18 protein-coding genes and 1 pseudogene are annotated in these 22,173 nt (G+C 72.9%); 15 read left to right on the forward strand and 4 right to left on the reverse strand.

What is annotated here, in order from left to right:
- Nucleotides 1-51: 51 nt before the first annotated feature.
- Nucleotides 52-1,404: an AI-2E family transporter gene (locus AB0368_RS20345; RefSeq protein ID WP_366155456.1), complete on the forward strand. Its 1,353-nt coding sequence runs from the start codon at nucleotides 52-54 to the stop codon at nucleotides 1,402-1,404.
- Nucleotides 1,405-1,524: 120 nt separating this feature from the next.
- Nucleotides 1,525-1,875: an STAS domain-containing protein gene (locus AB0368_RS20350; RefSeq protein WP_366155457.1), complete on the forward strand. Its 351-nt coding sequence runs from the start codon at nucleotides 1,525-1,527 to the stop codon at nucleotides 1,873-1,875.
- Nucleotides 1,876-1,897: 22 nt separating this feature from the next.
- Here the strand turns inward: AB0368_RS20350 and AB0368_RS20355 are convergent, their stop codons facing one another.
- On the reverse strand, nucleotides 1,898-2,566 hold the full coding sequence (locus tag AB0368_RS20355) for a type 1 glutamine amidotransferase domain-containing protein (RefSeq protein WP_366155458.1): 669 nt from the start codon (nucleotides 2,564-2,566) through the stop codon (nucleotides 1,898-1,900).
- A 50-nt stretch (nucleotides 2,567-2,616) separates the two neighbouring features.
- On the opposite strand from AB0368_RS20355, the gene AB0368_RS20360 reads away from it, so the two are divergent.
- Both AB0368_RS20360 and AB0368_RS20365 read left to right on the forward strand, forming a co-directional pair.
- Complete coding sequence (locus tag AB0368_RS20360; RefSeq protein ID WP_366155459.1) at nucleotides 2,617-3,555, forward strand: LysR family transcriptional regulator; 939 nt, start codon at nucleotides 2,617-2,619, stop codon at nucleotides 3,553-3,555.
- A 13-nt stretch (nucleotides 3,556-3,568) separates the two neighbouring features.
- The gene (locus AB0368_RS20365; protein WP_366155460.1) at nucleotides 3,569-4,321 is read left to right on the forward strand and encodes an endonuclease/exonuclease/phosphatase family protein; all 753 of its coding nucleotides are present in this window, start codon (nucleotides 3,569-3,571) and stop codon (nucleotides 4,319-4,321) included.
- A gap of 4 nt (nucleotides 4,322-4,325) precedes the next feature.
- Here the strand turns inward: AB0368_RS20365 and AB0368_RS20370 are convergent, their stop codons facing one another.
- Entirely contained in the window at nucleotides 4,326-6,584 is a 2,259-nt protein-coding gene (locus AB0368_RS20370) for an EAL domain-containing protein (RefSeq protein WP_366155461.1), read from the reverse strand.
- Between the two features lie 145 nt (nucleotides 6,585-6,729).
- Here AB0368_RS20370 and AB0368_RS20375 point away from each other — a divergent pair, with 145 nt between their 5' ends.
- From AB0368_RS20375 to AB0368_RS20415, 9 genes and pseudogenes are all read left to right on the forward strand, one after another.
- Nucleotides 6,730-7,698, forward strand: a complete 969-nt coding sequence (locus AB0368_RS20375) for a PHB depolymerase family esterase (protein WP_366155462.1) — start codon at nucleotides 6,730-6,732, stop codon at nucleotides 7,696-7,698.
- Between the two features lie 98 nt (nucleotides 7,699-7,796).
- Nucleotides 7,797-8,555, forward strand: a complete 759-nt coding sequence (locus tag AB0368_RS20380; RefSeq protein WP_366155463.1) for an ABC transporter ATP-binding protein — start codon at nucleotides 7,797-7,799, stop codon at nucleotides 8,553-8,555.
- Nucleotides 8,542-9,237, forward strand: a complete 696-nt coding sequence (locus AB0368_RS20385) for an ABC transporter ATP-binding protein (protein ID WP_366155464.1) — start codon at nucleotides 8,542-8,544, stop codon at nucleotides 9,235-9,237. Before AB0368_RS20380 ends, AB0368_RS20385 begins: the two co-directional genes overlap by 14 nt.
- A gap of 10 nt (nucleotides 9,238-9,247) precedes the next feature.
- Nucleotides 9,248-10,501 carry an ABC transporter substrate-binding protein gene (locus tag AB0368_RS20390; protein ID WP_366155465.1) on the forward strand — a complete coding sequence of 418 codons (1,254 nt, stop codon included), beginning with the start codon at nucleotides 9,248-9,250 and terminating at the stop codon, nucleotides 10,499-10,501.
- Complete coding sequence (locus tag AB0368_RS20395) at nucleotides 10,501-11,373, forward strand: branched-chain amino acid ABC transporter permease (protein WP_366155466.1); 873 nt, start codon at nucleotides 10,501-10,503, stop codon at nucleotides 11,371-11,373. The genes AB0368_RS20390 and AB0368_RS20395 overlap by 1 nt, the downstream gene beginning before the upstream one ends.
- Nucleotides 11,370-12,293, forward strand: a pseudogene (locus AB0368_RS20400) (branched-chain amino acid ABC transporter permease); the annotation flags it as partial. The gene AB0368_RS20395 and the pseudogene AB0368_RS20400, both read left to right, overlap by 4 nt.
- Before the next feature lie 62 nt (nucleotides 12,294-12,355).
- Complete coding sequence (locus AB0368_RS20405) at nucleotides 12,356-13,111, forward strand: 3-hydroxybutyrate dehydrogenase (RefSeq protein WP_366155467.1); 756 nt, start codon at nucleotides 12,356-12,358, stop codon at nucleotides 13,109-13,111.
- The gene (locus AB0368_RS20410; RefSeq protein WP_366155468.1) at nucleotides 13,096-14,976 is read left to right on the forward strand and encodes a helix-turn-helix domain-containing protein; all 1,881 of its coding nucleotides are present in this window, start codon (nucleotides 13,096-13,098) and stop codon (nucleotides 14,974-14,976) included. The genes AB0368_RS20405 and AB0368_RS20410 overlap by 16 nt, the downstream gene beginning before the upstream one ends.
- Nucleotides 14,977-15,002: 26 nt before the next feature.
- Nucleotides 15,003-16,313 carry a tannase/feruloyl esterase family alpha/beta hydrolase gene (locus AB0368_RS20415; protein WP_366155469.1) on the forward strand — a complete coding sequence of 437 codons (1,311 nt, stop codon included), beginning with the start codon at nucleotides 15,003-15,005 and terminating at the stop codon, nucleotides 16,311-16,313.
- Here the strand turns inward: AB0368_RS20415 and AB0368_RS20420 are convergent.
- Entirely contained in the window at nucleotides 16,287-18,260 is a 1,974-nt protein-coding gene (locus tag AB0368_RS20420) for a GGDEF domain-containing protein (RefSeq protein WP_366155470.1), read from the reverse strand. The genes AB0368_RS20415 and AB0368_RS20420 overlap by 27 nt on opposite strands.
- Before the next feature lie 229 nt (nucleotides 18,261-18,489).
- On the opposite strand from AB0368_RS20420, the gene AB0368_RS20425 reads away from it, so the two are divergent.
- Nucleotides 18,490-19,686, forward strand: coding sequence for a serine hydrolase domain-containing protein (locus AB0368_RS20425; RefSeq protein WP_366155471.1), 1,197 nt, complete (start codon nucleotides 18,490-18,492; stop codon nucleotides 19,684-19,686).
- Here AB0368_RS20425 and AB0368_RS20430 read toward each other — a convergent pair.
- Complete coding sequence (locus AB0368_RS20430; RefSeq protein ID WP_366155472.1) at nucleotides 19,639-20,787, reverse strand: HAMP domain-containing sensor histidine kinase; 1,149 nt, start codon at nucleotides 20,785-20,787, stop codon at nucleotides 19,639-19,641. The genes AB0368_RS20425 and AB0368_RS20430 overlap by 48 nt on opposite strands.
- A 290-nt stretch (nucleotides 20,788-21,077) precedes the next feature.
- Between AB0368_RS20430 and AB0368_RS20435 the strand changes: the two genes are divergently transcribed.
- Nucleotides 21,078-22,172 (forward strand): neprosin family prolyl endopeptidase, encoded by a 1,095-nt coding sequence (locus tag AB0368_RS20435; RefSeq protein WP_366155473.1) that lies wholly within the window; start codon nucleotides 21,078-21,080, stop codon nucleotides 22,170-22,172.
- The last annotated feature ends 1 nt before the right edge of the window (nucleotide 22,173 follow it).

Genomic DNA, 22,173 nt, shown 5'->3' on the forward strand with positions numbered 1-22,173 from the left:
CGGCCCGATCGGGGCACCCTGGTGCCGACACCTGAATTCTGGAGGGCTCTGATGGCCAACACCTGGGCGCAGTCGGTGCGCGAACGGGCCCGCAACCGGCTCGCGGCGGCGGCCCGCCGCACCGATCCGCCGCCGTTCACCGTGGCGCCGGAGCTCCAGGACCCCGCCACGCCGGTCGTCGTGGTGCAGCGCCCGGCGAGCACCGACGACGTGCTGCCTCGCGGAGTGCGTACCGCCGGGGCGTGGGCCTGGCGGTTCATCCTGCTGGTCGCGGCCGCGTACCTGTTCCTGCGGGTCGTGTCCCTGCTGCGGATCGTGATCATCCCGGTGGTGGTCGCGATGCTGCTCGCCGCGCTCTTCCAGCCGGCGGCCGCCGCGCTGACCCGGCGAGGCATGAAGCGCTCGCTCGCCGCCGGGCTGGTGCTGCTCGCCGCGCTGCTGCTGGTCTTCGGCGGCCTCAGCCTGATCATCAGTACCATCGTCTCCCAGATCGACACCCTGTCCGCGCAGGTCAGCGACGGCATCAAGGAGGTGCAGACGTGGCTCTCCCAGGGCCCGCTGCACCTCACAGACGCCCAGCTCGACCAGTACGTGGACCGCCTCCGCCAGACCGTCACCGACAACCAGGGCGCGCTCACCTCCGGCGCCCTGAGCACCGCCACCACGCTGGGCGAGGTCCTCACCGGCTTCTTCCTGGTGCTGTTCACGCTCTTCTTCTTCCTGCGCGACGGCGGCCAGATCTGGTCCTTCCTGTGCCGGCTGCTGCCCCGGGAAGCGCGGGTGGCCACCGCCCGCGCGGGGCACTACTCCTGGCACACGCTCGTGTCGTACGTCCACGCCACCGTGCTGGTCGCCTTCGTGGACGCGGTGGGCATCGGCACCGGGCTGTTCATCCTCCGCGTGCCGCTGGCGCTGCCCCTGGCTGCGCTGGTCTTCCTGGGCGCGTTCATCCCGGTCGTCGGCGCCGCGCTGACCGGCACGGTGGCCGTCCTGGTCGCCCTGGTCGCCGACGGACCGGTCACCGCGCTGATCGTGCTGGGCGTCGTCATCGCGGTGCAGCAGCTCGAGGGGCACGTGCTGCAGCCTCTGATCATGGGCCGGGCGGTCGCGCTGCACCCGCTGGCGGTCATCCTGGCGATCGCGACCGGCATCGTCGTCGCGGGCATCGTCGGCGGCCTGATCGCCGTGCCGCTGCTCGCCGTGCTGAACACCGCCATCCGCTACCTCGTGCGGCACCCCGAGGGCGAGCCCACCCCGGACCGCGAACCGCCCGGCACCGAATCCGCCGACGACGACCGGCCCGAGGCGGACGATCAGCTCGAGGCCACCGAGCGCCGCACGGACCCCGCCGAGCCGCCGCCGCCCGGCACCTCGGTGGCCGAGCCGGCCGCCCGGAGCAGCTGAGCACGACCGCGTCGTGACGGTGCCGTGATCGGATGAATTTCCCGCCGGGCCATCGACCGGGACCCGGGCCGGGCTCTACTCTGACTGCCCGGAGAACAGCAGGTAACGGAAGGTTGCACGATGGCCGACGCCACGGTCGACATCGCCACCAGTCCCGACGGCAGTCTCGTCATCCAACCCCACGGCATCCTCGACGCCGACCACGCGGCCGAGTTGCGGCGTGCCCTCGTCAACGCCGTACGGCACGTGCGCCCGCTGCGGCTCATCCTGGACCTGCGGGACGTGCAGGGCCTGGATCCGATCAACCTCGGCGCCCTCGCCGCCGCCTGTCATCTGGGCGACGACCACCAGGTCGCGGTCTTCCTCGACAACTCCTCGGCCGTGGTGGCCGGCCAGCTCACCGCGGCCGGGGTCCCGCAGCACCGGCTGCGCAGCGTCGGCGTCACGTCCACGTCCCCTGTGGAGCTGTGACGCCGGCGCGCGCCATCTGCGTTCAGCGCAGGGCCGCGACCACCTTCTCGGCGAGCTCCGCCGAGGACCCGGGGTTCTGCCCGCTGAAGAGGGTGCGGTCGACGACCACGTGCGACGCCCACGCCTCCCCCGCCGAGAACTCCGCGCCGAGGCCGGCCAGCCGGTCCTCCAGCAGCCAGGGCATCTTGTCCGCCAGGCCGGCCGCGCGCTCCTCGACGTTGCTGAACGCGGTGAGCCGGTAGCCCGCGAACGGCCAGGCACCGTTCTCGTCGGCCGTGGCCAGCAGCGCGGCCACCCCGTGGCACACCACTGCGAGCGGCTTGCCGGCCGCCAGGGTGGCCCGGATGAGCTCCGCGGACGGGCGGCTCACGGCCAGGTCCTCCATCGGCCCGTGCCCGCCCGGGTAGTACACCGCGGCGTAGTCGGCGAGGCGCACGTCCTCCAGGAGTACCGGATCCTTGAGGGCGGCGACCGCCGCGAGCTCGGCCTCGACCGGCTCGGGGGCGAGGCTCGCCCGGTCGACGGGCGGCACGACCCCGCCCGGCGTGGCCACCACTACCTCGTGCCCCTCGGCGGTCAGCGCCCGGTAGGGCGCGAGGAACTCCTCGGCCCAGTAGCCGGTCGGGTGCGGGCTGCCGTCGGTGAGGGTCAGGCGGTCGGAGCCGGTCATCACGAACAGAATCTTGGACATGCTTCGACGGTACGGTCGCAGCACCGCGAACAACCAATAGGATTCCTGCAATGGCCGATCAGAAAATTGATGACCTTCCGGTACGGGCGTCCACCCGGCCGGTGGACCTGATGCAGTTGCGCACCTTCCTCGCGGTGCACCGGGCGGGCTCCCTCACCGCCGCCGCCCGACTGCTCGGCCTCTCCCAGCCGACCGTGACCAGCCAGCTCCGGGCCCTGGAACAGCACCTCGGCCGGCAGCTGTTCGAGCGCCTGCCGCACGGCGTCGCCCCCACGTCGGTGGCGCTGGCACTGGCGGCCCGGATCGCGGATCCGCTCGACCGGCTCGCGGCCGTCGCGGAGCCGTCGCCCGACGTGGCCGTCCCGGAGGAGCCGGTGCACCTGGCGGGTCCGGCCGAGCTCGTCGCCGTCCGAGCGATGCCCGCGCTGGCCCCGCTCGTCGGCCAGGGGGTACGCCTGCGCGTCACCCTCGGCCTCGCCGACGACCTCCTGGAGGGCCTGCGAGCCGGCCGCTTCGATCTCGTGCTGTCCGCCGTACGCCCGCGCAGCCGGGCCGTGGCCGCCGCGCCGCTGATGGACGAGGAGTTCGTGCTCGTCGCCGGCCCGGCCTGGGCGCAGCGGATCGGCACGGTGGATCCGGACGACTCGCGCGAGCTGGACGACCTGCCGCTGGTGAGCTACGCCGAGGACCTGCCCATCCTGCGCCGCTACTGGCGCCACGTGTTCCACCGCCGGCTGACGGCCCGCGCGGCTGTGGTCGTACCGGACCTGCGCGCCGTGCTCGCCGTGGTGGCCGCGGGTGCCGGCATCACCGTCCTGCCGCGCTACCTGTGCACCCGCGAGCTCGCCGCCGGCGACGTGCTGGCGCTGCTCGAACCCGCGGATCCGCCGATCAACACCGGCTACCTGGCGCACCGCGCGGGAGCCCCGGTCCTGCACCACGTCGACCTGGTCCGCCGCGAGCTCCTGCGCCGGGCCCGGGACTGGTGAGAGAGCTGGGCACGTGCGTCTGCTGACCTTCAACACGCTCATGCGGGGCGAGGTCCGGTCCCGGCTGCGGGTCCTCGCCGCGACCCTGGAGGGCGGCGACTACGACGTCGTGTGCCTGCAGGAGGTCATGTTCCGGGCGCACGCCGTCCTGCTCCGGCGGATCGCCCCGTCGTACGGGTTCCACGCCTGCACCGGCGCGGTGATGCTGAAGGGCGGCCTGCTCGTCCTGTCGCGCCTGCCGATCGTGGCGTCCCGGTTCGTCCGGTATCCGGTGACCCGGCCGATGCGGCGGGAGCTGGTCATGCGCAAGGGCGTCCAGGTGGCGACGGTGCAGACGAGGGCCGGCACCCTCGCCGTGGTCAACACCCATCTGTCGGCCAACCACGACGACGACTGGTCGGCCGGCAACCGCCACACCCCGATGCAGCGCACGGAGGCACGACGTCTCGCCGAAGTGGTTTCGGGCCTGGATCCGGCGCTACCGGTGGTGGTGGCCGGCGATCTCAACCTTCCGCGGTCGTCGCCGGTGCTCGCTGAGCTGCTCGCCGCGGCGGGGCTGCGGGATGCCCGGGCCGGCGACGAGGAGCCCACGTTCCGGCCGACATCGCGGTTCCCGGCGCCACCGGCGCTGGACCACGTCCTCTTGCGACCGGGGCTGACCGCGCGCACGCGGCTGGTGTTCAAGGCACCGGTGGATCTGTCCGGGGGTCGCCGGGCCCACCTCTCCGACCACTACGGCATCGAGGCCGACGTGACGGCCGCGTGAGCGGTCAGACGCGGAGGGTCTGCCGGTCGGCGTTCTCCAGCCACTCGATCAGCGCCTCGGCCGGGGCCGGGCGGCAGATGCCGTAGCCCTGGGCCTGGTCGCAGCCCTCACGGCGCAGGTGGCCGAGCGTGGTGTCGTCCTCGACGCCCTCGGCGACCATGCGCAGGCCGAGGCTGTGCGACAAGTGGATGGTGGACGCCACCAGGGCGGCCGCGTGGCGGTCCGTGCTGACCGGCGCGACGAACGAGCGGTCCAGCTTGAGCTCGTCCACCGGCAGGTCGCGCAGGTAGGCAAGGGAGCTGAAGCCCGTGCCGAAGTCGTCGATGGCGATCTGGACGCCGAGCGCGCGCAGGCGCGACAGGATCGCGGTGGCGTGCGTCCGGTCGCCCATGAGCGCGTCCTCGGTGATCTCGACCTGGACGGCGGAGCCGGGCAGGCCGCGCTCCCGGAGCTGGGTGGCGACCCGGTCCGGCAGGGTGGTGTCCTGCAGGCTGTGCGCCGACAGGTTCACCGCGACGGTGAGGTCGTGGCCGGCTTCCCGCCACTGGTACGCCTGGTCGAGCGCCAAGCGCAGCACCGTCTCGGTGAGCCGGTCCATGAGCCCGGCGTCGGCGGCGGCCGCCAGGAACGCGTCCGGGTAGAGCAGCCCGCGGGTCGGGTGCGCCCACCGGACGAGCGCCTCCACACCACGGACGGTGCCGTCGGTCAGATCGATCTTGGGCTGGTAGTGCAGCACCAGCTGGTCCTCGGCGAGCGCCTCGTGCAGCTCCTGGAGCAGGCGGAGCTGGTCGCCGGCGTCGTCCACCCCGTCGTCCACCGGCGCGGCGAGGCACTGGCCCCGGCGGGTGGTCTTCGCGCGGTACATCGCCACGTCGGCGCGGCGCAGCAGCAGGTGGATGTCGTGGCCGTGCTCCGGGTGCAGGGCGATGCCGATGCTCGCGTCGATGCGTACGGCGATGCCCTCGAGGTCGAACGGCGTCGCCAGCGCGGCCCGCAGCCGCTGGGCGAGCTGGGTGGCCGCTTCGGCGTCGGCGACGTCGGCGATCACGGCGAACTCGTCGCCGCCGAGCCGGGCCAGCACGTCGTCCGGCCGCAGCCGCTCGGCCAGCCGCTGCCCGGCCTGCACCAGCAGGCGGTCGCCGACGTGGTGGCCGAGACCGTCGTTGACCCCCTTGAACCGGTCCAGATCGATGAGCAAAAGCGCCGCGGTCGCGGCGGACGGCCGCCGGAGCCGCTCGGCGGCGAGGTCGTAGAGGGCCCGGCGGTTCGCCAGGCCGGTGAGGTCGTCGGTCCGCGCCTGCCGGATCAGCTCGGCCATCCGGCGCAGCTGGCGGTAGGCGACGTGGGTGCGGCCCGCCGCGGCCAGCCCGGTGACGGTGGCCAGCACCACCGCGAGGCGGGACATCATCCCGGCGGAGGCGGCCAGCAGGACGCCCAGCGCGGCGACGTTCGCCAGCGCCGGGACGATGAGGGCGGCCGCGTTGCGCGTCTCGGATTCCCGGGCGCGCGCCGGCCGCTGCGCCTGCAGCACCGCCCACGTGCTGACCATGGCCACCCCGACCGACCAGATCGCGTCCAGCGGGGTGTTGAGCTCGTAGCCGCCGGAGGACACCCGCAGGGAGTAGATGATGTCGCCGACGGCGAACATGGCCAACCCGGCCATCAGCGGCAGCCAGCGCCGGGGCAGCCGGCCGCCGTGCAGGCAGGCGATGCCGAGCAGCCCGGCGATCAGCACCGCGTCGCCGAGCGGGTACGCGACGGCCACGGCGATCTGCAGGGCGCTGCCGCCAACCTGCTCGATGGCGGGGCGCAGCACCACCGCCAGCAGGGTGCCGCCGCCGAGGGCGCCGACGGCGGTGTCCCACGCGACGGAGGCCCGGATCCGCCGGTGCTCGCGGCGCATGCCGATGAGCAGGGCGGCCATGACGGCCGGATAGAACAGCAGGTACGCGGCGTCGCTGAGGCTGGGGAAGGGCACGTACGCGTCGCTGGCGGTCAGCACGCTGAGCAGCAGGTTGCCGATCGAGTACGCCATGACGCCGCCGGCGACGAGGAACGCCTCACTGCGCCGCCCCCGGGCACCGGCCGCGGCGATGCAGCACGCGATCGCCGGCAGGAACTGGCTGAAGAAGTTGAGGGCACCGTTGACGAAGACGTCGACGTGGTCCCCGAAGACGATCAGCTGGACGAGGAAGACGGCGACCGTGCACCAGCCCGCGAGCAGCACGACTACCGACGCGCGCGACGCTGTACGCCCTGCCATGCTGCCCCTCCTCCCGGTGTCCGTGGGCCTCCTATCGGCAGGGCGGCGGGTGACCTGACCCGCGATTGTGGGTGATCACCACATGTCATGAAGCCATCACAATTCGTAACCTTTCCTCGACTCACATCGATGAAAGGAGGGCACGATGGGCACGTTCGGACGCCGCATCGCGACGGCACTGCTGGCGATTCCCACGGTCGTGGCGCACCCGGCACCGGCCTCGGCCTCCGGCGGCCTCGAGCCGGTGGCGTCGTTCGGCTCGAACCCCGGCAACCTGGCGATGTACACGTACCGGCCCGGGGGCCTGCCGGACGGCGCCGCCGCCGTGGTGTTGCTGCACGGCTGCACCCAGAACGCCGCGACCTACTTCGAGCATTCGGGCTGGCGGACGTTCGCCGACCGGTGGCACTTCGCGCTGATCCTCCCGGAGCAGCGGACCGCCAACAACGCGTCCTCCTGCTTCACGTGGTTCGAGGACGGGGACACCGGCCGGGACCGGGGCGAGGCTCTGTCCGTACGCCAGATGGTCGCCTACGCGGTGGCGGAGCAGCGGCTCGACCCTCGGCGGGTGTTCGTGTCCGGCCTCTCCGCCGGCGGCGCGATGAGCGCGGTGATGCTGGCCGCGTACCCCGACGTCTTCGCCGGCGGTTCCGTCGTGGCGGGGCTGCCGTACCGGTGCGCCCGTTCGCTGAGCCAGGCGAGCCTGTGTCAGTACGTACCCCCGGACCGCTCGCCCGGGCAGTGGGGTGACCTCGTGCGCGCCGCCTATCCCGGCTACGCCGGGCCCCGCCCCCGGGTCGCGATCTGGCACGGGCAGGCCGACTACACGGTCGTGCCGGCCAACGGCCGGGAGCTGCGCGATCAGTTCACCGACGTGGCGGGGGTCCCCGTGCAGCCGTCCGCCGTGTCGTCCCTGCCCGCCGGCACGCGCCTCGAGGTCTACGGCGCCGACCAGGTCCGCCTCTACCAGGTCGCCGGCATGGGACACGGCATCCCCGTCGATCCCGGGCCGCACGCCGATCAGTGTGGTTCCGCGGGCGCGTACTTCCTCGACACGATCTGCTCCGCGTACTACGACGCCGTCTTCTTCGGTGTGGACCTCCCCCATACATAACGGGACTTCCATGGGTCCGCCACACATAGCGGGAGCGCAGGCCCGGCCCATAGTGTTGCGCGTCACAGGGTGACGCACGACACCCGCTGGGAGGGCAGATGCAGCCGCCGATCCTTCAGGCCCGCGGCCTCGGCAAGCAGTTCCGGGGCTTCCGGGCCGTCGACCGGGTCGACCTCGACATTGCGCCGGGCAGCGTGCATGCGCTCGTCGGGCCCAACGGCGCGGGCAAGACCACGCTGTTCCACCTCCTGACCGGCTTCCTGCGCCCCTCGCAGGGGCGCATCACGCTCGACGGCCGGGACATCACCGGGCTGCCGAGCGACCGGGTGGCCCGGCTCGGGATGGCCCGGTCGTTCCAGATCACCACCCTCTTCCCGCAGGTGACCGCCCGGGAGCACGTGGAGCTGGGCCTCCAGGCGCGGACCGGACTCGGCTGGCGGTTCTGGCGCTCCGACCGGGGGCTCGACCGGTTCCGGGCGCGTGCCATGGAGCTGCTCGAGGCCGTGGGACTGGCCGACGCCGCGGAGGTGCCCGCGGGCGCGCTGGCGTACGGCCGCAAACGCGCCCTGGAGCTCGCCGTCGCGCTGGCCCTCGACCCGCGCGTGCTCCTGCTCGACGAACCCACCGCCGGAATGGGCGGCGAGGACGTCGAGCGCACGGTCGACCTGATCTCCCGGGTGCGCTCGGGACGCACGGTGGTGCTCGTCGAGCACAACATGACGGTCGTGGCGAGCCTCGCCGACCGGGTCACCGTCCTCCAGCACGGCAGCGTGCTGGTCGAGGGCGGGTACGCCGAGGTCCGCGCCGACCCGCGGGTGATCACCGCGTACCTGGGAGAGTCCCGTGCTGACCATTGAGGGCCTCAGCGCCTGGTACGGCGAGGCACAGGTGCTGCGGGACGTCGCTCTCCAGGTCGCCGAGGGCGAGATCGTCACGCTGGTGGGCCGCAACGGCGCCGGCAAGACCACGCTGCTGCGGTGCCTCATGGGACTGCACGCCCAGTGCACCGGCCGCATCACATTCCTCGGCGACAGCGCGTTCGCCGGCCGGCCCGCCCATCGGCGGGCCCGGGCCGGACTCGGCTACGTCCCCGACGACCGCGGCATCTTCGCCACGCTGAACGTCGAGGAGAACCTCCTGCTCCCCCCGGTCGTCGGCCGGGATCCCTGGCCGCTGGAACGGGTCTACGCCACGTTCCCCGTGCTGCGCGAGCGGCGCCGGTTCGCCGGCACCAACCTGTCCGGCGGCGAGCAGCAGATGCTCGCCCTCGCCCGGGTCCTGCGCAGCGGCGCCCGGCTGCTGCTCTGCGACGAGCCGACCGAGGGGCTGTCCCCGCTGCTCGTACGCCAGATCGGCGACATCCTGCTGGAGATCAAGGCGGCCGGCGTGACCGTGCTGCTCATCGAACAGAACCTGCATTTCGCCACCACCGTGGCCGACCGCCATCACCTGCTGGCCGAGGGCCGGGTGGTCGAGACGCTCGACAACGGCGCCGTCCGGCAGCGGGAACACGAGCTGCTCGCGTACCTCGGCATCTAGGAGATCCCCCATGCGAAGAACCACCAGAGCGCTCAGCGCTGCGCTGACCGCCGGCACCCTGCTCGTCGCCGGCTGCGGCCGCGGCGGCCCCGGCGGCGGCAGCGACGAGAAGGTGAGCGGCGACAAGATCGTGCTCGCCGTCCTCAATGACCAGTCCGGCGTCTACGCCGACCTGTCCGGCAAGAACAGCGTCGAGGCGGTGAAGATGGCGGTCGCCGACTTCAAGGCCAAATACGGCGACAAGGCCGTCAGCTCGGCCATCGAGGTGGTCACCGCGGACCACCAGAACAAGCCCGACATCGCCAATTCCAAGGCTCAGGAACTGTACGACCGGCAGCAGGCGGACGTCATCCTGGACGTCCCCACGTCCTCGGCCGCCCTCGCGGTGGCCGGCGTGGCCAAGGCGAAGAAGAAGCTCTACTTCAACATCGGCGCGGCCACCACCGAGCTGACCGGCAGGCAGTGCAACAAGTACACCTTCCACTACGCGTACGACACGTACATGCTGGCCAACGGCACCGGGTCGGCCGTGACCCAGCAGGGCGGCAAGAACTGGTACATCGTCTACCCGGACTACGCGTTCGGGCAGGACATGGAGAAGTCGTTCAGCGCCGCGATCGGCGCCTCGGGCGGCACGGTGATCGCCAGGGACCCCACGCCGTTCCCGAACGACAACTTCTCCACGTTCCTGCTCAAGGCGCCCGGCCTCAGCCCCAAGCCGGACGTGCTCGGCACCATGCAGGCCGGCGGCGACCTGGTCAACCTGGTCAAGCAGTACAACGAGTTCCGGCTGCGGGACAAGGGCATCAAGCTCTCCGTCGGCCTGATGTTCATCACCGACATCCACTCGCTGGGCCCGGACGCCTTCGCCGGCACCACCTTCACCGACGCCTGGTACTGGAACTTCGACGACCGCAACCGGCAGTGGGCCGACCGGTTCACCGCGCAGACGCAGACCCGGCCGTCGTTCGCCCACGCGGCCAACTACTCGGCCGCGATGCAGTACCTCGAGGCGGTCCAGCGGGCCGGCACCGACAAGTCCGACGACGTGGTGTCCGAACTGGAGGGCTACAAGTACGACGACGTGTTCGCCCGCAACGCCACCATCCGCGCCAAGGACCACCGGGTGATCCACGACGTGTACCTGGCCGAGGTCAAGCCCAAGAACCAGGTCACCACCGAGTGGGACTACGAGAAGATCCTGAGGACCATCCCGGCGGAGCAGGCGTTCCGGCCGGAGACCGCCGGCGGCTGCGCCCTCTGATGACGAGCTTCCTGCAGCAGTGCTTCAACGGGCTGGTCAGCGGCGGCTTCTACGCGCTGCTGGCGCTGGGCCTCGCGGTCATCTTCGGCATGCTGGGAGTGGTCAACTTCGCCCACGGCGCCTTCTTCATGCTGGGTGCCTTCGGCGCGTACGTGCTGCTGACCGAGGCGGGTGTGCCGTTCTGGGCGGCGCTGGCCGCCGTACCCGCGATGCTGTTCGTGGCCGGCGCCGTGCTGGAGCGCACGCTGATCCGCCACCTGGCGCCGCTCGACCCGCTGTACAACTTCCTGCTCACCTTCGGGCTCACGCTGGTGCTCCAGGACGCCGTCAAGCGCGAGTACGGCGTGCAGTCCCAGCCGTACCCGCGCCCGGCGGAGCTGTCCGGATCGGTGAACCTGGGCCTGTTCGACTACCCGGCCTACCAGGTGTTCGTGCTCGCCGCCGCCGTCGTGCTGTGCGCGGCGGTGTGGCTGGTGCTGACCCGTACCCGGGTCGGCATGGTGGTCCGGGCCGCGACCGAGCGGCCGGAGCTGAGCCGGGCCCTGGGCGTGAACGTGGGCCGCTGGGTGACCCCGGTCTTCGCCTTCGGGGTGGCGCTCGCCGGGCTGGCCGGGGTGCTGGCGGCGCCGATGCGGGCGGTCAACCCGCTGATGGGCGCCGACCTGATCATCGCGGTGTTCGCCGTGGTGGTGATCGGCGGCCTCGGCTCGGTGTTCGGGTCGGTGCTGGCCGGCTTCGCGATCGGCCTGGTCCAGGCGCTCGGCAACCTCTACGTACCGGCGCTGTCGCAGACCCTCATCTTCATCATCATGGCCGGCGTGCTGCTGTGGCGCCCCGCCGGACTCTTCGGCCGCGAGGAGGCCCCCGCGTGATCCGGCACCTGCTGCGGCACACCCCGGCGACCGGCCGCCGCCTGCTGCTCACCGCCGGCCTGCTGGTCGCGCTGGCGCTGCCGTGGCTGATCTACCCACCGGTGGCGATGGACATCATGACCTGGGCGCTGTTCGCGGCGGCGGTCGACCTGCTGCTCGGTTACACCGGCTTGCTGTCGTTCGGCCACGCCGCCTTCTGGGGCAGCGCCGCGTACGCCTCCGGTCTGATCGCGATCCACAGTGGCCTGCCGTTCCCGGTGGCGGTGCTGGGCGGCGGCGTCGTCGCGGCCGCGCTGGCGCTGCCGATCGGCTACCTGAGCGTCCGCAACACCGGCATCTACTTCGCGATGGTGACCCTGGCGTTCGCGCAGATGGTCTACTTCGTGGCCAACCAGTGGCGCGGCCTCACCGGCGGCGAGAACGGCCTGCAGGGCATCCCGCGCGCGCTGTTCGGCCTCGACCTCAGCGACCCGTTCGTCTTCTACTATGCCGGGCTGCCGATCGTCCTCGCCGGACTGTTCTGCCTGTGGCGCATCGTCCACTCGCCGTTCGGGCACGTGCTCGTCGCGATCCGCGACAACCCGGCCCGCGCGCGGGCCATCGGGTATCCCGTCGAGCGGTACAAGCTGCTGGCGTTCGTGCTGTCGGCGGCGCTGTCGGGCGTGGCCGGGGGCCTGTTCTCGATCAGTCACGGCTTCGCGTCGCTGCAGGAGGTCTACTGGACCACCTCCGGCAAGGCCGTGATGATGGTCGTCCTCGGCGGCATCGGGACCCTGTGGGGCAGCGCGCTCGGCGCCGCCCTCGTCGTGCAGCTCGAGGACTACCTGTCGACGTCCGGCTTCGACGGCATCGGCATCGTCACCGGCACCGTCTTCGTCCTGGTCGTGCTGCTGTTCCGCCAGGGCCTGTGGGGCGCCGCCCGCCGCCTGAAGCCCCCGATCCCGACCGCCCCGCGCCCGATCGACAACCTTGTGGAGGGTTCATGGACAGGGAAAAGGAGCTCGTCGGCCGGACAGCGCTCGTGACCGGCGGCGGCAGCGGGATCGGCCGGGCCTGCGCCGAGCGGCTCGCCCGTGCCGGGGCCTCGGTCGTCGTGCTCGACCGCGACGGCGACGCTGCCGCGCGGGTGGCCGAGGCGATCGGCGGTAGCGCCCGTACCGCCGACATGTCCGATCTGGACGCCGTCGACCGCCTGGACCCCGTCGTGGACATCGTCGTCAACAACGCCGGCTTCCAGCACGTCGCACCGCTGCACGAGTTCCCGCCCGAGACGTTCTCCCTCATGCTGCGGCTCATGCTGGAGGCGCCCTTCCGGCTGGTGCGCCGCTGCCTGCCGCACATGTACGCCCAAGGCTGGGGCCGCGTGGTCAACGTGTCGTCGGTGCACGGGCTGCGCGCGTCGCCGTACAAGGCGGCGTACGTGGCGGCCAAGCACGGGCTGGAGGGGCTGTCGAAGGTCATCGCGCTGGAGGGGGCCGAGCACGGGGTCACGTCCAACTGCGTGAACCCGGCGTACGTGCGTACCGCGCTGGTCGAGGCGCAGATCTCCGCGCAGGCGGCCAGCCACGGCCTGCCCGAGCAGGAGGTGGTCGAGCAGGTGATGCTCGCACCGGCGGCCATCAAGCGCCTCGTCGAGCCGGCCGAGGTGGCCGAGCTGGTCGCGTACCTGTGTTCACCGCACGCGTCCTTCGTCACCGGCGCGTCCCTCGTGATGGACGGCGGATGGACGGCACACTGACCGCGGCGGCGTTCCTCGAGCTGCTGCTGCGCGAGGCCGCGCCGATCGAGTTCGAGCGGCCGCTGCTGGACGCACGGGCCGAGGGCGCGCCGCCGGAGACGCTGGCCGAGCTCGAGCGGCTGAAGACGGCCGCCCTGCGGGTACGGGCACTGCTGGACCGCCGGCGCCGCCGGGAGGCCGAGCTCAGCGCGCTCGTGGACACCGTCGGGGACCTGGCCACCCTGCGCGACCTCGACGCCGTGCTGGCCGCGATCGTGCGCCGGGCCCGCGAGCTGCTCGACGCCGACGTTGCGTACATGACGCTCAACGACGAGGAGCGTGGCGACACGTACATGCGGGTGACGTACGGCTCGGTGTCCGCCCGTTTCCAGCAGCTGCGGCTGGCGCCCGGCGCGGGCCTCGGCGGGCTGGTCGCCCAGACCGCGGCACCCTACGTCACCGCCGACTACGCGGCCGACGCCCGGTTCCAGCACACCGGCGAGATCGACGACGCGGTCATCGAGGAGGGGCTGGTCGCCATCCTCGGCGTCCCGATGCGGCTGGGCACCCGGGCGCTCGGCGTGCTCTTCGCCGCCAACCGCAGCGCGCGGCCGTTCACCCGCGAGGAGGTGACGCTGCTGGGATCGCTGGCCGCGCACGCCTCGGTGGCGCTGGACAACACCCGCCTGCTCGGCGAGACCCGGGCCGCCCTGGAGGAACTGAGCGCGGTGAACACGGTCGTCCGCCGGCACAGCGAGTCCCTGGAGCGGGCCGCCGAGGCCCACGACCGGATGGCGGACGTGATCCTGCGCGGCGGCGACCTGGACGACCTCGCCGCCGTCGTCGCCGAGGTGCTCGGCGGCGAGCTGGCGATCCTCGACGCCGACGGGCACTGCCTGACCACGGTGGGCGTCATCGCCGACCTGGACTCACTCACCGGCGCCGCCGCCGGGGGCAGCCTGGGCCGGGCGACCCGCTCCGGCGACCACTGGGTGCTCGCCGCGGGCGCCGGCAGCGAGGCGCTGTGCACGCTGGTGCTGCACGCGCCCAAGGAGCTGAGCGAGACCGACACCCGGATCCTCGAACGCGCGGGTGTCGTCACCGCCCTGCTGCTGCTGTTCCGGCGCAGCCTCGCGCAGGCCGAGAGCCGCGTCCGCGGCGAGCTGCTGGAGGATCTGCTCAGCCGCCGGGTCGACGACCCGGTCCGGGTCCGGCAGCGGGCCCGCCGGCTCGGCGTCGACCTCGACGTCGCGCACGTGCTGGTGGTGCTGGCCTGCCCGCCCCGGCAGCGGGACCGGGCCGCCCAGTGGAGCGCCGCGCACGCGGCGGCCTGCGGCGGGCTGGCCGCCCAGCGCGACGGCAACGTGACCCTGCTCGTGGGCGGCGAGCATCCCGGCGACGCCGCCCGCCGGATGGTGCGCGAGCTCGGGGCATACCTGGGTTCGCCGGTGACGGGCGGTGGCGCCGGCCCGCTCACCGGACCGCAGGACGTGCCGTCGGCGTACGCGGAGGCGCAACGCTGCGCCTCGGCCCTCAGCGCGCTGGGCCGCACCGGCGACGGCGCCAGCGCGGCCGAGCTGGGCTTCGTGGGCCTGCTGGTCGGCGCGGACCGGGACGTCGGCGCGTTCGTCGGCGACACCCTCGGACCGCTGCTGGAGTACGACCGCAGGCGCGGCACGGCCCTCGTCCGCACCCTCGAGTCCTACTTCGAGTCCGGTGCCAGCGCCGTCCGGGCCGCAGAGGCGCTGCACGTCCACGTCAACACCGTCACCCAGCGCATCGCCCGGATCGGCCAGGTCCTCGGCGCCGACTGGCACCGCCCCGACCGCGGCCTCGAACTCCAGCTCGCCCTGCGCCTGCACCGCCTGCAGAACGGGCAACCCTGACACCTCTGGAAAGTGGAGGAACCGCCGTGCTCCCCGTCGCCATGGCCGTGGCCGCCGCCCTCGTCGCCGGCCCTGTCCCCGCCCCCGCCGCGCCGGCTTGTGCCCCCGCGCCTCTCGTCCCGGGTGCCGCGTACCAGATTGCGGCGTGCCTGACCGACCTCACCACCGCCGGAACGGTGGCGAGCGGTCACACCGACCCGGCCGACTGGGCCGGCCTCACCTCCACCGCGACCCGCAACCCCACCGGCATGCCGGGTGTGCAGATCGACGGCTACTTCCCGGACACCTCGACCACGAACGTCACGCACGGCTGGAACCACGACTCCCAGTTCGTGCTGCGGCTGCCCGACCGCTGGAACGGCGGCCTGGTGGTGGCGGGCTCCCCGGGCGTCCGCGAGCAGTACGCCAACGACGTCGCCATCTCCGACTGGGTGCTCGCACAGGGATACGCGTTCGCCGCCACCGACAAGGGCAACGTGGGCACCGCCTTCTACCGCGACGGGAAGCGCCCCGGCGACGCCATCGTCGAGTGGAACCACCGAGTCACCCAGCTGACCCGCGCAGCCCGGGCGACGGCGGCACGGCACTACGGGCGGCCGCCCCGGCGCACCTACGCGGCCGGCCTGTCCAACGGCGGCTACCTCGTGCGCTGGCAGCTGGAGAACCACCCCGAGCTGTACGACGGCGGCGTCGACTGGGAGGGCACGCTGTGGCATCCGGACCGGCCGAGCCTGCTGACGTTCCTGCCGCCGGTGCTGCGGGCGTACCCGGACCACGCGGCGATCCTGGCCGCCGGTTTCGCACCGGGCTCCGAGTTCCTCTGGGAGTACCACTACCAGGTCTACTGGGACCTCACCCAGCGCATCTACCGCGAGGAACTGGACCCGGGCTACGGCGCCACCGAGGCCGGCACGCCGTTCTGCGCCTCCGGCACGCCGGCCTGCGACGCCGACTACGACTACGACCTGCGGCCACCGTCGGTACGCGCGGCGATCGCGCGCATCGCCCTGACCGGGCGGATCCAGCGACCGATGATCACCCTGCACGGCACCCTCGACACGCTGCTGCCGATCACCCAGGACTCCGACGTGTACGCGGGAATGGTGCGTTCACGCCACCGGGACCGCATCTTCCGCTACTACCGCGTCGAAGACGGCAATCACGTCGACGGGCTCTACGACGCGTACCCGGACCAGCTGCGCCCGATCCTGCCGTGCTTCCGCGGCGCCTTCACCGCGCTGACCGGCTGGGTCGAGGGCGGTACGCCGCCACCGGCCTCGAGCACGCTGCCGCGCCCCGCCGCCGGTGACCTAGCGAACAGCTGTTCCCTCGGGTGACCGCGCCGGGCGGGTACGGCGAGGGGTACGGGCGCGGGTCGCCTTCTCGGCGTACAGCTCCGCGTCGGCGTGGAGGTACAGCGCCTCGAAGTCGGACCCGTCGCGGTCCAGCACCGCGGTGCCGAGGCTGGCTGGCGTGCGCTCGGCCAGCGCCTGGCGGAGCCGTTCCGCCACGGCGGGCACCTCGGCCGCCGAGCGCAGCACGACGACGAACTCGTCGCCGCCGAGCCGGCCGACGAGGTCCCCGGCGGGCAGGCCGGCCCGCAGCGTGCCGGACACCCAGCGGAGCAGCTCGTCGCCGGCCGCGTGCCCTGCCGTGTCGTTGAGGAGCTTGAACCCGTCCAGGTCGAAGATCAGCAGACCGAGCGCCCGCCCGTCGCGGCGCGCCTCCTCCAGCTCGGTGGCGCACCGCTCCTCGAAGCCACGCCGGTTGAGCACCTCGGTGAGCGGGTCGATCCTCGACAGCCGGGTCAGCAGCCGGCGCTGCCGGGCGGCCACGTGGCCCTGCACGGCACAGGCGGCGGCGACCGCGAGGATGCCGGCCAGGTGCATGACGACGTAAGCAGGGCTGGGCGCGCCGCAGAAGGCGGCCACGGCGGCGTAGGACCCGGCGCCCAGGGCGAGCACCGGCAGCGCGACCCGCATCGGCGCGCCGAGGGCGACCAGCGGCATCGGTGCCAGCATCCCCACCGCGGTCGGGGAGCCCGCGCCGCCGTTCAGCACGGGCACGGACACCGCCAGCGCGAACAGCAGAAGGGCGTTGATGAACATCAGCTGCCGGACGGCCGGGGACCGGCTCAGCCGATCCGCCGCCGCCAGCACGGCCAGGCCGTAGACCACCCCGAGGCCGCAGAAGACGCCCATGAGGACGCGGTGCGGCTCCCCGTGGGCGAACAGTGCCGCGTACAGCAGGCCGACCGCGCTGTCCGATGCCGTGAGCCGGCCCATGTCCGCGATCGAGCGCCGGTGCCGCTCGTGGTCGGACACCTTGGCGGTCGCCCGGCGGCCGGCCTCCCGCCGGGCCCGGGCGACGCCCTCCGGGCTGGGCGCACGGCTGTCGCGGCGGGCCTTGTCGGCGTACGCGCAGTCGTCGGCCATCCGGCGCAGCTCGTCCAGGTCCGCCGCCTCCGCCGGATACGACGCGCGGCCGAAGCTGGCCGGAGCCACCCCGTCGAGCGCCGCCCGCAGCCGCGCCACCACGGCGTCGGCCGCCTCGGGGCCCGAGCCGGCCAGCACCACCGCGAACTCGTCGCCGCCGAGGCGCCCGACGGCGTCCTCCTGGCGCAGCTCCGCGGCCATCGTGCTCGCCGTCCAGGCCAGCAGGTCGTCGCCGGCCTGGTGGCCGTACTCGTCGTTGACCTCCTTGAACCGGTCCAGGTCGACGACCACCACCGACACCGGCTCGCCGGTGCGGACGGCCTCGGCGTACGCGCGCTCCAGCCGCTCGTCGAAGCCGCGCCGGTTGAGGCAGCGGGTCAGCGGGTCGGACACGGACAGCCGGGCGAGCCGGCGCCGAAGGGACCGGAGCGCGGCGGCGTGCCGCATGCAGATGGCCGAGACGCCACCGATCCCGAGGGTGTACACCACGGCGTAGCCGTGCGGGACCGGGTCGCCCAGGACCACGATCGTCCAGTACGCCACGCCGATGACCACGCCGGCGATCAGGAACATCCGGGCCGGGAGGCGTACCGCGTAGAAGAGCAGGGCGTACGGCAGGACGGCGCCCAGCGGGCTGCCCACCCCGCCGTCGAGCAGGGTCAGCGTCGCCGAGCCGGCGACGGTGACGATCATGGCCGCGCCCCGGAGCAGGGCGGGGTACGCCGACCGGGCGATGACCGGCGCCTGCCACCAGTTCAGCCCGGAGACGGCGACCATCGCGACGGCCACCGCCAGCATGACCGGCCGGTTGCCCGCCCCCCAGGTGGCCGCCAGGTAGGGACCCCCCATCCCGGGAACGATCATGGCTCGCAGCGCACTCGACCGCACGGCCGGTACGCGACCGGACCGGGCGTGCGGCGTGCGAGCCGTCGTCTCAGCGGGCATGAACCCACCATCGCCCGCACGACGATGAGGTTGAGGAGTACCCCGGTGGCAGCGCGGTGGTAGTGCTGGCCCCACCACGGCCGGGCAGCGTCCTGGATCGATATGACTCCTCCGCGTTCCTAGCGTGGGAGGCATGAGGATCTCGAAGACTTTCCTGACCGTGACCACCGCCGTCGCCGCCGTCGCCGGCACCGTGCCGGCCACCCAGGCGGCCGCGCATCCCATCGGCATCCGGGCCACCCTGCAGCGGGACGCCGACGCCCTGCTGGCACAGGGAGCCCCCGGCGTGCTGGTCGGGCTGGACACCGCCCGGGGCGGCACGAAGGTCCGCAGCGGGTACGGCAACACCGCCAACCGGACACCCGTGCCGTGGGACGCCCGGTTCCGGATCGGCAGCTACACGAAGACCTTCGTCTCCGCCACCGTGCTGCAGCTCGTGGGCGAGGGGCGGCTCACGCTCGACGACACCGTCGAGGAGTGGCTGCCGGGGGTGGTCCGGGGCCACGGCAACGACGGCCGGAAGATCACCGTACGGCAGCTGTTGCAGCACACCAGCGGCCTTCCGGACTACCTGGCCGGCATGCCGGACCTCTTCACCGAGGAGGGGTTTCAGAAGAGCCGCTTCAGCACGGTCACGCCGCCCCAGGCGGTGGCCCTCGCCATGGCCTTCGAGCCCGAGTTCACCCCCGGCACCAGCTGGAACTACTCCAACACCAACTACATCCTGGCCGGCATGATCATCGAGCGGGTCACCGGGCACCGCTGGCAGCAGGAGGTGCAGCAGCGCATCGTGGAGCCGCTCGGGCTGCGCCACACGTACACCCCCGGCACGTACCCGCAGGTGCCGCGCCCCCACGCCGTCGGCTACGAGCGCTTCCCCGGCCCGGACGCGACGGAGGACGACCCGCGCTACGGCGAGCCGATCGACGCGACGCGGCTGAACCCCTCGTTCGGGGGCGCCGCGGGCGAGATGATCAGCACCACGGACGACGGCAACCGGTTCCTGCGGGCGCTGCTGCGCGGTGAGGTGCTGCGTCCCGCCCAGCTGGCCGAGATGCGGCGTACGGTGCCCACCAACGACTCGTTCCGGAAGAACTGGCCCGGCGCCCGCTACGGCCTCGGCCTGATGTGGATCCCCAACTCCTGCGGCGGCTCGTGGTCGCACGGCGGCGACATCATGGGCTTCATGACCCGCAACGGGGTCACCCCGGACGGCGGCCGCAGCGTCGTGGTGACGATCAACACGGATTCCCTGAAGCGCGAGCCGGGCGTGCCGGCACCGTCAGGCGACATCACCCGGACCCTCATCGACCACGCGTTGTGCGGATGAGCGTCCGGCGGCGCTGAGCGAGCTCGCGGGGGCCGCCGCGAACGTGACGATCATGCGGGCGCCGGGGTGGGCGGGCTCATAGCGCGCCTCGCCACCGTGCGCCCGCGCCAGCTCGCGCACGATCCACAGCCCCAGGCCCACGCCCCGGGCGTCGCCGACGCCGAAGCGGGTGAAGAGGCGCGGACGCAGCTCGTCGGGGACGCCGGGGCCGTGGTCGCGGACCTCCAGCCGGTCGACGCCCTCGTCGGAGGTGATCGTGACGGTGACCGGGGGGCGGCCGTAGCGCAGGGCGTTGCCGACCAGGTTGACGAGGATCTGCTCGAAGCGCTCCGGATCCACCCAGACGGCCAGGTCGTGCGCGATCTCGATCTGCACCTCCGCGGAGCTCACGTACGACAGCGCCTCGAGCACCGCCAGGCGGGCCGACGTCGGCCGACGGTCCAGGTGCAGGTGGCCGCTGGTGTCGATGCGGTTGAGGTCGAGCAGCCCGGTGGCCAGCCGGTCGATGCGCGAGGTCTGCCGCAGCGCCGCGGTGAGCATCCGCGCGGTGTGCCCGGTGGCCCCGTCCTGCAGCTCCTCCAGGGTCATCTGCACCGTAGCCAGCGGCGACCGTACGTCGTGGGCCAGCGTCCCGATCATGGCCACCCGCCACCGTTCGATCCGGGCCAGCCGCTCGCGGTCGTCGCGCAGGTGCCGGGCCTGGGCCTCGATGAGCAGGGCCACCGCAAGGGCGACCGGCAGCAGGATGAGGGCGCTGCCGAGCACGACCGGCGGCTGGTGCGTCACGACCAGCGGGGCGACGTAAGCGATCGCCGCGGGCGCGAGCAGGCCGAGCAGGACGCGCCGGGAGAAGTGCAGGGCGGCCCAGGTGTACAGCAGGACGAGGAAGGGTCCCGTACCGGTGGCGACCCCGCCGAAGGCCCAGGTGGAGAAGCCGAGCACGGCGAACCCCGGCAGGGCCAGGACGGCCGGCCGCTGCGGTGGCCACCGCCGCCATGGCAGCTGCCATCCGGCGAGGGCGAGGACGAAGTCCGCCAGGGCGATCAGCAGCAGGTCGCCGGCGCGGCTGGGGTCGTTCCCGATGGCCACCAGCGCCAGCACCCCGGCGAGCGCGAACAGCGCGGCGGCCTGCCGGGCCGCGATGCGCGGCCCGGCTCCGAAAAGGGGTAGAACCCGGGTCCGGCCGATACGGAAAGGTTATAGCGGACAAATATCGCGTAGGCCGCGTCCAGGGAACCCGGCCTCAGCCGTTCAGTTGGATTGCGCACGCGGCCGCAGCCAAAGACATCCAGGTCGTTGTATGGTCACCGACGATTTCCCGTCCAACCGCCCCGCCCACCACCCACAACCGGACTGAAGGCCGTCAGCTCCCGACGAACGAGGACGGACACGTGTCGAACCCCCGCCGCAGCCTCTTGGCAGCCGGCCTCACCGCAGCCGTGGTCGGTTCCCTCGGAGCCGCCTGGACCCTGAACGCCGGCGCCGCGGAGGTGCCCTCCGCTCCCGCCGTGGCCCTGCCCGCCGACCCGGTCGCAGCGGACCCGGCCGCAGCAGACCCGGCCGCAGCAGACCCGGCCGCCGCTGTGACTGCCCAGCGGAAGCCGCCGTCCCTGCTGCCCTGGGGTGAGCGCCCCTCGAGGCTGACGCGGGCCCGGGCCGGCGCCAGCAGCGCCGCGGTCGCCGCCGCCGGCGCGGACGCCGCATCGGCCGACGCGAGCGGCTCCCTCGTCCCGGTCCCGGTGTACGCGCCGAAGGGCCAGGCACCCGACGAGGACGACGCTGCCGCACCGGCTCCCCCGGGCGTCGCGACGGCGGCCAAGTCGGACGACTTCTACCACTACGCCGGCGGGCGCCAGGTCGGGGCGACCGACGGCACGTGGGCCAACCTCAGCATCGCCAAGCCCGAGCTCGCCACTGCGGACGCGCACACGCTCACCGAGATCGCCATGCAGTCCGCGGACAGCAAGCAGATCGTGGAGGTCGGCTGGAACGTGGACCGCAAGGTCAACGGCGACACCGATCCGCACCTCTTCGTCTACTACTGGAAAGACGGCAAGAAGACCTGCTACAACTCGTGCGGTTTCGAGATGTACGCGGACGCGACCATCAAGCCGGGCGACACCCTGCCGACCGCCACGCAGAAGCGGTTCGGCATCCGGCACTCGGGCGGCGCCTGGTGGGTCGCGTACGACTCGGAGTGGGTGGGCTCGTTCCCCGACAGCCTGTGGAACGGCAACTACACCCGGGGCGGGCTGAGCCAGTGGTTCGGCGAGGTGGCCTCCGCGACCGAGACGACCTGCACCGACATGGGCAAGGGCCTGCCGGTCTCGGACGGTTCCGCCTCGCGCCTCGGCACGATCTCGATGACCAACGGTCCCGAGGTCAACGCCGAGCGGCTGAGCACCGACCCGAGCCAGTACTACGACTCGAAGCTGCTGAGCGCGACCACGATCCGCTACGGCGGCCCCGGTAACGGCGACTGCTGAG

Source organism: Actinoplanes sp. NPDC051475, from assembly GCF_040689425.1.
Classification (GTDB): domain Bacteria; phylum Actinomycetota; class Actinomycetes; order Mycobacteriales; family Micromonosporaceae; genus Actinoplanes.

Bases quoted from the DNA above. Each gene is read 5' to 3' on its own strand.
- AB0368_RS20405 (WP_366155467.1), top strand. From the start codon at position 12,356: ATGGACAGGGAAAAGGAGCTCGTCGGCCGGACAGCGCTCGTGACCGGC.
- AB0368_RS20375 (WP_366155462.1), top strand. From the start codon at position 6,730: ATGGGCACGTTCGGACGCCGCATCGCGACGGCACTGCTGGCGATTCCC.
- AB0368_RS20370 (WP_366155461.1), bottom strand. From the start codon at position 6,584: ATGGCAGGGCGTACAGCGTCGCGCGCGTCGGTAGTCGTGCTGCTCGCG.
- AB0368_RS20410 (WP_366155468.1), top strand. From the start codon at position 13,096: ATGGACGGCACACTGACCGCGGCGGCGTTCCTCGAGCTGCTGCTGCGC.
- AB0368_RS20390 (WP_366155465.1), top strand. From the start codon at position 9,248: ATGCGAAGAACCACCAGAGCGCTCAGCGCTGCGCTGACCGCCGGCACC.
- AB0368_RS20380 (WP_366155463.1), top strand. From the start codon at position 7,797: ATGCAGCCGCCGATCCTTCAGGCCCGCGGCCTCGGCAAGCAGTTCCGG.
- AB0368_RS20395 (WP_366155466.1), top strand. From the start codon at position 10,501: ATGACGAGCTTCCTGCAGCAGTGCTTCAACGGGCTGGTCAGCGGCGGC.
- AB0368_RS20420 (WP_366155470.1), bottom strand. From the start codon at position 18,260: ATGGGGGGTCCCTACCTGGCGGCCACCTGGGGGGCGGGCAACCGGCCG.
- AB0368_RS20350 (WP_366155457.1), top strand. From the start codon at position 1,525: ATGGCCGACGCCACGGTCGACATCGCCACCAGTCCCGACGGCAGTCTC.
- AB0368_RS20425 (WP_366155471.1), top strand. From the start codon at position 18,490: ATGAGGATCTCGAAGACTTTCCTGACCGTGACCACCGCCGTCGCCGCC.
- AB0368_RS20360 (WP_366155459.1), top strand. From the start codon at position 2,617: ATGGCCGATCAGAAAATTGATGACCTTCCGGTACGGGCGTCCACCCGG.
- AB0368_RS20345 (WP_366155456.1), top strand. From the start codon at position 52: ATGGCCAACACCTGGGCGCAGTCGGTGCGCGAACGGGCCCGCAACCGG.
- AB0368_RS20355 (WP_366155458.1), bottom strand. From the start codon at position 2,566: ATGTCCAAGATTCTGTTCGTGATGACCGGCTCCGACCGCCTGACCCTC.